The sequence below is a fragment of the Hoylesella timonensis 4401737 = DSM 22865 = JCM 15640 genome, from assembly GCF_000455445.1.
Lineage (GTDB): Bacteria > Bacteroidota > Bacteroidia > Bacteroidales > Bacteroidaceae > Prevotella > Prevotella timonensis.
The window spans coordinates 11,706-24,386 of record NZ_HG417102.1 but is presented as its reverse complement, the minus strand read 5'-3'; the positions used below and the strand labels follow the sequence as shown (position 1 = coordinate 24,386).

Here is a 12,681-nt window from a genome sequence, read left to right as displayed (position 1 = left end):
ACTGTAAAGTACACTTGGATTGTCCACCTTATTATATAAAGCTGGATATGGGGCTATTCGTCAGAAAGTTTCTTTTCGGTAAACACTCATCACTAAGAGCGTAGCGGTTAAGGTAGCGACGCCGCAAAGGGCTGTGAGCATGAAGAAACGTCGATAGCCCAATGCCATTTGTAAAGTCCCCGAGAGAATGAAAGGAATAGCCATGGCAACAGCAGCTAAAGCAACACAAAGTATAAAAGTAGAAAAACGTTTCACCTCACTGTAATACACAAGGAAGTGTAGATACGCATAACTACCAAATCCATAGCACAACTGTTGAATAAAACTACACCAACAAATCCATGTGAAGTTATTAGGTAGCGCAAAACTCAAGTGTATGAACACAAGCGAAGGCACCAAAATAGCGAGTGCCATGAGTAGCAACAGTTTTTTCAGTCCATAGCGATGAACCAGCCAAATGCCTAAAATGTCTCCTGTCAACAATCCAAATACTCCTACTGTTCCGTACGCATATCCAAACTCTTGTGGTGATAAGCCTAAACCGCCACTACTCCCTAAGTCTAATTGAAACAACATGGATACGGGTAAAAGCAGATTTGTTGGTAAAAGATAGCAAACCAAGAAAAGGACTCCTGGCCACGAACTTGGCGTGCGAATAAGGTCGGCACTGGTATTGAGGCACGCATAAAACATATCGGATAACAATATATCTCGCTCGCGGTAACTTCGTGTAAAGCGGGGCAATAGGCAGACATGCCATATTGACAAGATGAACAAGAAAGCACTTAGCAAATAGTAGGCGGTACTCCACGAAGCCCTTATCAAACGAGTTACAACTTCCAAATTACCAGCAACCATGCAGACAATGCCCACAGCGATGAGTAATGCCAGCCGATACACTAAGCGTTTGAAGATTCGTAGCAATGATACTTGCTGGCACCGGATAGAAGTGAGTGTATATTTGTCGCTTGCTATGTCATGAAACACGTTGCTACTCATCAATATCACATAAAGCAGTACTGTGTAATTTGTCCACGATTGCTGTGTGATAGTGTATCCAATGGCTGCAATACAAATCACATTTATCATTTCTGTCGCCAATATCCAAAGCTTGTTGAAATAGCCTTTGTGTACAAAAATTGATAATACTGGGCGGAACATCCAAGGCAACATGGTACAACCTATGTAGAAAGTGATTTCACTATTTTGATATCCCAAGCGTTTCAGCATCACCAACGAGGTGAGGAGAAGCACCGCATACGACAGTCCTTTGAACAGGTACAGCGTAGGCATCCACTTCCATGGCAGCCTGTCAATAGTCCCCTGTTCAAGCGGAGAATTGAATATCATTCGGCTCATCTCTTTCATTCTTTTCCGTAAAGCTTTGTTGTCAATGCAAATACTGTCTGTAGTGTAGCCTATAGCTATCCTAATTTTGCAAAACGAGTGTACTGGAGGAGGTTATTCATATAATTTTTGCAACATTGCGTCTCGGTAATAATGTGCCAAGATTTCATCGTATGTATATCCCTCTTCTCCCATGACGGCAGCACCAATCTGACACAGTCCAACTCCATGCCCCCACCCTGCTCCAGTCAAAACGAACTGCTGCGGAATGCCATTGATTACTTCTTTTTTATCAACCACAAAAGCCGAACTATAAAGATGTGAGTCAGAAAGGGTTCTACGAATTTCTAATTCCTTGCCAATAGTAAATGTCAAGAGACTTCCTACTATCTTCAGTCTTGATATCCTACCGCTCTTTCCTCGCTCAAGGGCAATTAAGTCTAAAATATCTCCAAACGTCTTCTTGGTTTTTTCTTCTATCAACGATCTAAGCTTCTCTTGTGAGTAGGTCACCTTCCAGCGATAGAAGTCTGTGGTTTCTTGGTCATAATCGTTCAATACTTGCGCCAACACTTTCTGATCAGACGTATGACAGAAAGCTTCTGGGGTTGTCCTTATCCATTTTTCCGCATTCTCTTCAATGGTCAAGTCTGGTAAGATATCGAGCTGTGCCTGTGCTTTATCTGGCATATCGCGCACTGCCCGAAGATAGGGTTTAGAGATATTTTCCCAGCAATACGAATATTCTTCGCTAATGCCTCCACAGCATTTGCTAAACCGTGCATCGCAAATTTCATTTTCGTACATCAACACTTGCCCCTTGGTTTGCTTGATAGCTTCCGAAACATATTGGTTGGGCACGGTGGTGATGCCTTGATAGCGCTGGCAATGGTCATCGGCACACACGTCAAAGAGTGTGTGGTCTTCACGATCATACCATCTGATGAGTTCATCTTCCTTTTTGATGAAAGAGAAAAATCCTGTGGTTGCCTCTTCGAGATGTTGACGCTTTTCTATTTGTGCCAAGAGCCAACTACGGGAAATGACCGCATGCGCCTTCAACAATTCCAAAGAAGAAGTGGCTTTCATCTCACTGGAAATAACACTTTCCAAATAACGCTCTACGGAAATGTCATTGATAGCAAAAATTTTTCCTCCCTCCACAACAAGTCTGAGGGTGCCATAAAAAGTTTGAGTCTCTTTGCGTTCCCAGTGAAAATTCACACCAATAGTCACATCGTTGAGGGAGAATGTTCCCTCTTGGGATTGTGGTACAAAGGTGAGCTCTCTATAGTAATTATCTTTCCACTTAATAGCACCATCCACCAATTGTACCTCTTGCTCTCCATTAACCACCTCTCCTTTTGCCAAAAAGTTTTGGTTCAAAGAAAACAGGATTGTCTCGGCACCCACTATTCCTACTGACACCTTCGGTTCTCGCTGATTGACAATACATTTTAGGGTTGAGTTTTTGGAGTCGGTCGTGGATATAAGTTTCGCAATGACTTGCTTTATCTCGTCCTGCGACAATGTCATCTCCCTTAAAATTTCCTCAATCTGCTGTCCTGAAATCTTTTCAAAGTCCTGCAAACGTGGTGTTATCAACAATCCTGACATATCTAATGCACCCGGACTAATGAGCATTTGCTGGTCTCCCTGTGCGAAATAACAAGCGGGTCGATGTTTCTTGCGTGGAAAAATAACACTGATAAAATTATCTTCTCTACGCCAACTAACAATGTTCAACATCGGTTCGGTGTCGTCATCATGAAGTGGAAGGGCATTATAGAGTTGTTGGAATAGCTTTTCATCGGCTGCTTCCGACCGGCTTTGTATCACGAACGCTGGACATGGATAGCCACTAATGAGCGACAGGGATTCCTCTGCGTTTAGCGCTGTCAGTGGTTTCAACGATTGCGCTAACACTTCCCAGTCGAGCATTAAAGGCAAGACATGGGCACTCCCCCCTTGAAAATGCATGTGGTCGGGTGCTGATGCACCACATTTCGGACCGTTATAAAAAAACATCAAGTCGGGGAAGATGCTTAATAACCGATGCAGTTCCGTATAATTCTTGCGTATTTGCTGTGGTTGATGTTGACGCAACGGAATCGTAAAATGTTGAGGAAGAATGGGAAAGGGATTGATTAAGAGTTCAAACTTGTCATCTATCACCTGCTTCATCTGCACCGCTGGTCGATTCTTTTCGCATAAGAAACACGGTCTGGCAGCTAACGCCTTTTTATCTATCTTTGCCCCCGTAGACACCATTCGAGCAGGGTTGTATTGCACTTTCATGTGTAGCGAGCCCACCTCTACGTCTTTTGTCTCCACCTGCTGAAGCTCATTGAACCGTTGCTGTGCATCGTTCCATTGTTTCAGTTGTTCTTCCACAAAGACTTCGAGCGATAGGTCATTCGCTTTTAAGATAGCAGTGCCTGAAGTTGAATGCTTCTCCTTATTCAAATCAGATATTGAGGATTGGTTGGTTTTTTCATTCATAGCCTCACCATTTAAGTCATATTAGTTGTTGTGCAAAGATACTTAAAATTAAAGATAATGCAGAAAGAATTGTTGTGTTTTTAAGGAGAATGAGTCAAAGCACGATGCACGAGGAACAGTAGCTACAATGACTACTCTGACAGACAGAACAATACTGCTAACTTCGGTATGCACTCTTCGGTTGAAGCCACTCATTATTATCTTGCGTGGAAAAGTCTTATAAGTCCACACTGTAGACAGAGAAACAAGGTAGACCGCATGAAATAGGAATTTCCTAACGACAGATTGAAACTGTCAAACGAGTATTTCTTAACCAATTAGAAATAGTACATTTTGTCCAATAAAATGACAATAAATCGGCTATCCAAAAATTGCAAAATAGAAAAAATCAATAGGCAAACGATATACAAAATTATGCTGATTTGAACAAAAAATACGTCTTTTCAAGCTGGAGCATTGACTTAACAGCCTTGGAAACATACAGTAGCAGTGCTATTCACATGTTTCAACAGCATTAAAGCATACAAATAGCAGGCTTATCTTAATGCTTTAGCTGCCAAAAAATGGTAAAAATAGGAAGGAAAAGAAGCTCTTTAGGTGTAACGTGTTCAATAATAATGGATTATGAACCTTGCTCATTTTTAGCATATTTGCGACCCGTTTTGCAGTTGGTTGTAAATACGCGAATTATGAGAGGGGTGTTGTAAAGAAAATTCACAGTATTATTAGTTTCTGTTGATGACTGCAATCGGCACATCGGTGATACATTCATGCAGTGATTTAACAAACGGAGACAAGCCTTCATCTGTCCTTTTTTAGCAACAAGTTAAAAAATATCCAGTCTTTTTGCGTATCTTTGCAAAAGATAGGCTTCGCCTCAACAAAGTAAGTAAACTTTCTTTGTCTTCGGCTTGCACTATCTCTGCAAATAGGATAGATAATATTTTAGCGAATAAGGTTGGTGAATTGGTTATCAGCTTGCCTTAATTTTTATAAGGAATGACGATGAATCAAGCAAATATAGTAAAAAAGAAGTTAATGGGAATGACCCTTTCTGAACTTCAGGAAGTGGTACACCACTTGAATATGCCGACATTTACTGCAGGACAGATAGCCAAATGGCTCTATCTGCAGCAGGTAACGAATATTGACGAGATGACTAATCTCTCGAAAAACAACCGCCAGATTCTTCAAGAGTCATTTGAAATAGGGTGCATGAAACCACTGGATGCGCAATATTCTAAAGACGGAACCATAAAATATCTCTTCCCCACAGCATCGGGAAATTTGGTAGAGACGGTGTACATCCCCGACCAAGATAGAGCCACACTCTGTGTATCCAGTCAGGTGGGATGCAAGATGAACTGTCTTTTTTGCCAAACAGGCAAACAGGGATTTGAAGGAAATCTGACCTATACGGACATCTTGAATCAAATATATTCCTTGCCCGAGCGCGAAAAGCTCACAAACATCGTGTTCATGGGGCAAGGAGAACCGATGGACAATATCGACAATGTGCTGCGTGCAACACAGATATTGACAGCCCCATACGGTTATGCGTGGAGTCCAAAGCGTATTACGGTGAGCAGTGTTGGGGTGAAAGGAAAATTAAAACGCTTCTTGGATGAAAGCGATTGCCATGTGGCTATTAGCTTACATTCAGCTATCCCAGAACAGCGGAGAGAACTAATGCCAGCAGAAAAGGCAATGCCTATTCAAGATATTGTAGAACTGTTACGGGAGTATGACTTTGCACACCAACGGCGACTGTCGTTTGAGTACATTGTTTTTGACGGCGAGAACGATTCTATTCGGCATGCACAAAAAGTGGTAGAATTGCTTCGTGGATTGGATTGTCGTGTAAATCTTATCCGTTTTCATCAGATACCCAACGTTTCGTTGCGTGGAACAGACACCGCTACGATGGAACGGTTTAGGGATTATCTTACATCGCATGGCATCTTTACAACGATTCGAGCGAGCCGTGGACAAGACATTTTTGCCGCTTGTGGCTTGCTGAGTACTGCCAAGAAAAAGACAACACATGCGTAAGGAGTGGATATGGCATTTTTCCCTCTTATGCCTTGTCGTAGGAGGAGTGACAGCTTGCCGACAGCAAAAGACGGTTTTGCCAGCGAGTACGCAACAGCCGTATGAAATATTGGTGGTGGGCGATATTGACAGCTTGCTATATCATTGCTTATCAGTGCCAATGGTTGGCTTGCCACAGGTGGAACCCACATTTGACGTAACATGCGTGAAGACTGGAGATTTTGATGCGCAACAGCGACTGATGCGCCAAATCATTGTTGTGAGACAGCACCAAGGAGAAGGGAACAAATCTACTATTTCCCATGAACGCAATCGTTATGCGCAACCACAATTGGTGATGTACATTGACGTAAGCTCGAAGAAAGAGCTGCAACGCATCTGTGAGAACATGGGGAAAGAAATTCGGCAAGTGTTTATTGCACATGAATATGAGCAAAACATCTTGCATCTTCGACAGAATCATGAGGTAAAAACCGCACAAAAGGTACAACGGATGTTCGGCTATCGGCTGATGTTGCCTGCGGACATGCAGTCGTATAAGGTTGGTAAGAACTTTCTTTGGCTCTCTAACAATGCGGTGCAAGGACTGCAAAACATCTGCGTTTATGCCATTCAAGGACTGAAACAGCCCACCTTACAGCAAACCGATAGTGTTCTGCAAGCGAATATAAAAGGTGAAACAGATGAGGTTTTTATGCAGACCGTGAGGACATCAATGCAAGACGAGACTTTCTTCTTTCACCAAAAGAGACAAAATTGGCAACGTGGACAATGGGAGATGTGCGGCGATATGATGGGTGGACCTTTGGTGAGAAAGGTGGCCATAGACAGCACTGCAAGACAAGCCGTCGTCTTTGACGCTTTTGTATATGCCCCAGAAGGTAAAAAACGCAATCGGGTGCGAGCCTTGGAAGCTGCGTTGTTGACCATTCAGAAGACAAACAAAAATAGAAAAGAGGAACAACAGTGACGAAAGACTGGAGATGCGCCCAATGGGTAGGATTCAAATGTTTGACGAACTGGCTTGTCGTTCCTTGAACTACGATAAAAAAATAATATACTTATGAACAACAGAAAAATTCGTGTGGCAATCACACATGGTGATACAAATGGTATCGGATATGAACTAATTTTTAAGACTTTCTCGTCACCCGAGATGCTGGAGCTTTGTACGCCTATCATTTATGGGTCGCCCATGGTTGCAGCTTATCATAGAAAAGCGCTCGGCATTCAGGCAAACTTTAGTATTGTCAACAATACGGACGAAATCAAGGACGGACGCTTAAACCTTCTGACTTGCTTCGAAGACGAAGTGAAAGTGGAGCTTGGAACGCCCACGGAAGAATCAGGACGTGCGGCAATCCGTGCTTTGGATCGGGCAATGACCGATTATAGAGAAGGGGTGTATGATGTTTTGGTGTGTGCGCCTATTGGTACTAATAACTTAAAAGTCGGAGGACTGGAGTTTAAGAATCTTGCCCATTACCTGCAAACTTGTTTGGGAGAGGGACATGAGGCTATGCCAGTGTTCATGAACGACTTTTTAAGAGTGGCATTAGTTTCCAATCAATTATTGATGAAAGATGCCATGGAGGACATCAAAGAGCAAAACCTCATCAATCGAGCTACTGTCTTATGCGAAACAATGCGTAGAGACATGCGTGTCTCAAGTCCACGAATTGCAATCTTGGCATTGAACCCCACAGCAGATGGTGTAGAAGAAAAGGAGGTGATTGCCCCAGCGATAACAAAACTGACAGAGGCTGGCGTGTACGCCTATGGTCCCTATCCAGCAGAGGAATTCTTTGGAAGTAACCAGTATGAGGCATTTGATGCCATTCTCTCCATGCATTATGAGCAAGCCATTTTACCTTTTAAGACACTGACAATTGATGAAGGTGTGTGCCTGATTACTAACCTGCCATTGGTGTGTACAACAACGAATGATAGTCCTGAGTTTGCAAAAGCAGGAGCAGGTGTCATGGATGAGCAGCCAATGAGACAAGCCGTTTATTTGGCAATAGATGCTTGGCGAAATCGCATGAGCTTTGAGGAGCCTCTGAAAAATCCACTTCCTAAACTCTACCATGAACGTAGGGAAAACAGAGACCGTGGACGGTTGAATGGGGCGAAACGCAATGACAAGGACAACAAAAAACTGCAAGAAGCAGAATAATCGATGAAAAAGAAATATCAGAACGCATTCTTTATATTCGGTTTGTGCGTTTTGCTCTTCATGATAACGCAGCTCAACTTCGGTGAAGTATGGGAAGGTGTGCGCCATGCTGGCTATTGGTTTTTTGCCATCTTGGTGCTATGGCTATTCTTATACCTCTTTAATACTGGTGCTTGGTATTTGATTATCAAAAGTTGTATGTCCGAAAAATCATTTCAAGATGATGAAAAAGAGCTTGCAGCGAGCAATGCGAACAACAATAAGAATGTAGGTTTCTGGTGGTTGTATAAGATAACCGTATCTGGTTTTGCACTCAATTACGCCACACCGGGTGGACTAATGGGGGGCGAGCCTTACCGTATCATGGAGTTGTCTCCAAAGATTGGAACGGAAGCCGCCTCGTCATCGGTGATACTCTACGTGATGACTCATATCTTTAGTCATTTCTGTTTTTGGGTCATCTGCATCTTCCTGTATCTTTTTACCCAGCCTCTTTCACTTGGAATGGGGGTGTTGTTGGCAAGTGCAGGTGTGTTCTGTGGGTTGGGACTGTGGTTCTTTATGGTTGGATATCAAAAAGGATTAGCCGTAAGAATGATGAAATTTCTGCGCCACATCCCATTTGTAAAGAAATGGGCGATACCCTTTGTAGACAAACATCGTAATCAGTTAGATACGATAGATTGCCAAATAGCCGCATTACATAAACAAAATCCAAAGACATTCGTGGCTGCCGTTGGACTTGAAATCGCCTGCAGATTCTGTTCTGCCTTAGAGGTGATGTTCATTCTGATGGTACTTACTCCTTCGGTGAGTTATCTCAATTGCGTATTAGTGATTGCATTTACAACGCTGTTTGCCAATCTTCTTTTCTTTATGCCCTTACAGTTGGGAGGACGTGAGGGTGGTTTCCTGATGTCGGTATCTAAGTTGGGCATGACTGCCAGTGCTGGTATCTTTGTGGCTTTGTTAGTGAGACTGCGTGAATTGATTTGGACGGGCATCGGACTGTTGCTCATTAAGTTTGACAAAAAACAGAAAGACTAATGGCTGGTTCTATAAATTAGCTTTGTTAGATTTTGAGCTTATTTTTGAGATCAAAATGCAAGAGAGTGAAGGAGTGTAGCGAGCTACACGACTGAACGAACTTACATTTTGAACCAAAAAGAAGCCAAAAGATAACAAAACGTATTTCATAAAAATTTAATGACTATATGCGGTGGTAATTTATAGAACCAGCCTAATATAAATTTACTGCCATATTTGCAGCTATGTCGAATAAATTATGTAATTTTGTCATCCAATGAACACCTCAGAATTGCAAAAAATAAAACAGCGTTACAGCATCGTTGGGAATAGCGATGGACTGAATCATGCCTTGGATGTAGCCTTACAGGTAGCACCTACCGACCTTTCCGTCTTGATTATAGGAGAGAGCGGTGTGGGAAAAGAAATCTTTCCTCGAGTGATTCACGACCATTCTCCTCGGAAGCGTGAACGCTATTTTGCGGTAAACTGTGGTTCTATACCCGAAGGAACGATTGACAGCGAACTCTTTGGACATGAAAAAGGTTCGTTTACTGGAGCTATCGGAGAACGGGAAGGCTATTTCGGAATAGCTAACAAAGGTACTATCTTCTTGGATGAAGTAGGTGAGTTGCCGCTTGCAACACAGGCAAGGTTGCTTCGTGTATTAGAGACAGGCGAGTATATTCGTGTAGGTGGACAGGAAGTTCGTAAGACCGATGTACGCATTGTAGCTGCAACAAACGTAAATATGCCTAAAGCTATTAGCGAAGGTCGCTTTCGTGAGGACTTGTATTATCGATTAAATACGATTCCAATCCAAATTCCCCCATTGCGAAATCGGGGTGAAGATATTATTTTACTCTTTCGACTATTCTCCATGCAAATGGCAGAAAAGTATCGTTTGCCAAAGATTACCTTGACAGAGGATGCCAAACAATTGATGCTAAAGTATAAATGGCCTGGCAATGTTCGTCAGCTCAAGAATATCACAGAACAGATGTCGGTGCTGGTACAAGACAGAGAGATAGATGCTAAGCTGTTGAGTAACTTTATTCCTCAAGATCGTGAGAGTACACAGTTAGCGACCATTAACACACATGGAAGTCACTCGTATGAGAATGAACGTGAGATATTGTATAAAATATTGTACGAACTTCGAGGTAACGTGAGTGATCTTCGTCGCGATTTAACCAGTCTTAGAAAACAATTGGACGATGCGAATAACGTTCATTCTGGCTTAACCTACCCTAATCAGGTTCACGCACTTGAAGGAAGTGTGACAAGTCTTACTGACTTATCACACCAACAGAATATGCCTTCGAATTCAACAGTTATATCTCGAGCAGTAGATTCTGAAGATGCCATTGTTGAAGAAGTGAAAGAACCTGAAAGTCTAAACCTTAACGACATAGGTAGACAAATGGTAGAAAAGGCATTGGAACGAAATGGTGGTAATCGTAAGAAAGCGTCAAAAGAACTTGGCATTTCCGATCGTACCCTCTATAGAAGAATAAAACAATATGGACTTGAGAAAAAATAAGATTGTGCAGCTTTGCGAAATTCAGCACCTATATTGTGTTGTTTTCTCTTGTCTGTTATTAAGCTGCTTGTTGGTTGGGTGCGCTGTTAGTTATAAATTCAACGGTGCCAGTATTGACTATACGAAGACCAAAACGATTCAGATATCCGATTTCCCTATTCGCAGTGCCTATGTTTGGGGACCCATGGCACCTATGTTCAATAATGAACTAAAAGATATGTTTGCCAATCATACCAAGCTCAGTCAGGTAAGGCGAAATGGAGATTTGAAGATTGAAGGCGAGATTGTTTCCTACACTCAGCGCAATAAATCGGTTTCCAGTGAAGGTCATTCTGCACAAACGGAATTGACGATAACCGTTAATGTGAGGTTTACCAATAACAAGAATCACACCGAAGATTTTGAACGACAGTTCTCATCGGCTAAAAGTTACGAAACGACAAAGAATCTTAATTCTGTGCAAGAAGAGTTAGTTTCACAAATGGTGAAAGACTTAGCCGACCAAATCTTCAATGCTACCGTCGCCAACTGGTAGTTGACAGCTATGATAAATCAAGTATGGAACTAAGCAGATTGATACAACATCCCGAATTGATGGACAAGGAGACGCTTTATGACTTAAGGAGTTTGCTTGCCCTTCATCCGTATTACCAAACTGTAAGGTTACTGATGTTGAAAAATTTATATTTGCTCCATGATGCTACTTTCGATGATGAATTGAGACGAGCAGCTGTGTATATAACCGATCGGAAAGTTCTTTTCAATCTCATAGAAGCAGCACATTACCGATTCAATAAACCTTCTGCAGGAGAAAAACAACCCGCAGTTGAGGAAATTGGTGACAGCAGAACCATCTCGCTTATTGATAATTTTCTGGAAACAGTACCCGTAGAAGAGGAAGAGACACCTCAAAAAAGAAAACCAACTCCAGCTGATGCGGCAATAGATTATGTTTCTTATCTTCTTGAGGTGGAGAGTGAAGAAGAGCATATGGCTAATGCAGCCTCTCCACACTTAAAAGGTCAAGACTTGATAGATAGCTTTATACAGAAAAATGGAGATGGAAGAATACAGTTAAACGACACCCCAGAGTATCTACCAGAAATAGATGAAGATAAAGAAACGCCCTCTGAAGAAGGTTATTTTACAGAAACTTTGGCAAAAATATATATCAAACAAGGAAGATACGAACAGGCTCTTGAAATTATTCAGCGATTAAATTTGAATTTTCCAAAAAAAAATAGTTACTTTGCAGACCAAATACGTTTTTTAGAGAAACTAATATTAAATAATAAAATAAATAAGTAAAAAAATGATGTACACATTATTTGTGGGACTTATAGTTCTTGCCTCGGTTTTGATGGTAGTAATTGTTGTAATCCAAGAATCAAAAGGTGGAGGATTAGCTTCTAATTTTTCATCGTCAAACGCCATTATGGGAGTCCGAAAGACAACAGATGTGATTGAGAAAACGACATGGGGATTGGCTATCTTTATGGTTGTGTTGAGCGTTGCTTGTGCATACGTTGTACCAAGAGCATCTTCAGAACAAAGCGTTTTAGAGAAGACAGCTACTGAAACACAGACAACTAATCCGAATACAACTCCTGGTTTTGGCGCAAGTGAGCAGCAAGCACCTGCAGCAGGTTCTCAAAATGCAACTCCTGCTAACCAAGGAACTCAGCAAGCACCTGCAACACCTAAAGCACCAGTAGCTCCTGCTAAATAAAAAATTAAAAAGTAAGGGATTTATTTGCATAATTAGAATAAATCCTTTACCTTTGCACTCGCTTCTGAATAAGAAGAGTTTTATAAATGGTGGCCGTAGTTCAGTTGGTTAGAGCGTCAGATTGTGGTTCTGAATGTCGTGGGTTCGAGTCCCACCTGCCACCCACCACACAAACAAGCGGAAAGCCCGATAAGTTAAGGCTTTCCGCTTGTTGCTTTTATGACCAACAGCTTCAAAAGTAACTTTCAAAAATGGAAAGTAGACGTCAATCTTAAAAATAAGCCTATTCTCCAGACACTGGCTCAG

General features: G+C 41.9%; 10 protein-coding genes and 1 tRNA gene. 9 read left to right on the top strand and 2 right to left on the bottom strand.

What is annotated here, in order from left to right; all coding sequences use genetic code 11:
* Window positions 1-60 precede the first annotated feature (60 nt).
* Both BN35_RS11605 and BN35_RS13315 read right to left on the bottom strand, forming a co-directional pair.
* A complete protein-coding gene (locus BN35_RS11605; protein ID WP_248616671.1) occupies window positions 61-1,359 on the bottom strand; it encodes an MFS transporter in 1,299 nt (432 codons plus the stop codon).
* Window positions 1,360-1,461: 102 nt separating this feature from the next.
* Entirely contained in the window at window positions 1,462-3,849 is a 2,388-nt protein-coding gene (locus tag BN35_RS13315; RefSeq protein ID WP_081411449.1) for a DUF4922 domain-containing protein, read from the bottom strand.
* Window positions 3,850-4,848: 999 nt separating this feature from the next.
* On the opposite strand from BN35_RS13315, the gene rlmN reads away from it, so the two are divergent.
* The 9 genes from rlmN (at window position 4,849) to BN35_RS11555 (ending at window position 12,539) form a co-directional block, all read left to right on the top strand.
* Complete coding sequence (gene rlmN, locus BN35_RS11595; RefSeq protein WP_028901085.1) at window positions 4,849-5,901, top strand: 23S rRNA (adenine(2503)-C(2))-methyltransferase RlmN; 1,053 nt, start codon at window positions 4,849-4,851, stop codon at window positions 5,899-5,901.
* Complete coding sequence (locus BN35_RS11590) at window positions 5,894-6,871, top strand: DUF4837 family protein (RefSeq protein ID WP_025072295.1); 978 nt, start codon at window positions 5,894-5,896, stop codon at window positions 6,869-6,871. The genes rlmN and BN35_RS11590 overlap by 8 nt, the downstream gene beginning before the upstream one ends.
* 93 nt (window positions 6,872-6,964) lie before the next feature.
* Window positions 6,965-8,077 (top strand): PdxA family dehydrogenase, encoded by a 1,113-nt coding sequence (locus BN35_RS11585; protein WP_025072296.1) that lies wholly within the window; start codon window positions 6,965-6,967, stop codon window positions 8,075-8,077.
* A 3-nt stretch (window positions 8,078-8,080) separates the two neighbouring features.
* Entirely contained in the window at window positions 8,081-9,124 is a 1,044-nt protein-coding gene (locus tag BN35_RS11580) for a lysylphosphatidylglycerol synthase transmembrane domain-containing protein (RefSeq protein ID WP_025072297.1), read from the top strand.
* A gap of 256 nt (window positions 9,125-9,380) precedes the next feature.
* Complete coding sequence (locus BN35_RS11575) at window positions 9,381-10,646, top strand: sigma-54 interaction domain-containing protein (RefSeq protein WP_025073246.1); 1,266 nt, start codon at window positions 9,381-9,383, stop codon at window positions 10,644-10,646.
* On the top strand, window positions 10,627-11,181 hold the full coding sequence (locus BN35_RS11570; RefSeq protein ID WP_025073247.1) for an LptE family protein: 555 nt from the start codon (window positions 10,627-10,629) through the stop codon (window positions 11,179-11,181). The genes BN35_RS11575 and BN35_RS11570 overlap by 20 nt, the downstream gene beginning before the upstream one ends.
* 23 nt (window positions 11,182-11,204) lie before the next feature.
* The gene (locus BN35_RS11565; protein ID WP_025073248.1) at window positions 11,205-11,954 is read left to right on the top strand and encodes a hypothetical protein; all 750 of its coding nucleotides are present in this window, start codon (window positions 11,205-11,207) and stop codon (window positions 11,952-11,954) included.
* 7 nt (window positions 11,955-11,961) lie between these two features.
* Window positions 11,962-12,375, top strand: a complete 414-nt coding sequence (gene secG / locus BN35_RS11560) for a preprotein translocase subunit SecG (protein ID WP_234396822.1) — start codon at window positions 11,962-11,964, stop codon at window positions 12,373-12,375.
* A gap of 88 nt (window positions 12,376-12,463) precedes the next feature.
* Window positions 12,464-12,539: transfer RNA gene (locus BN35_RS11555), tRNA-His, on the top strand.
* Window positions 12,540-12,681: the final 142 nt, after the last annotated feature.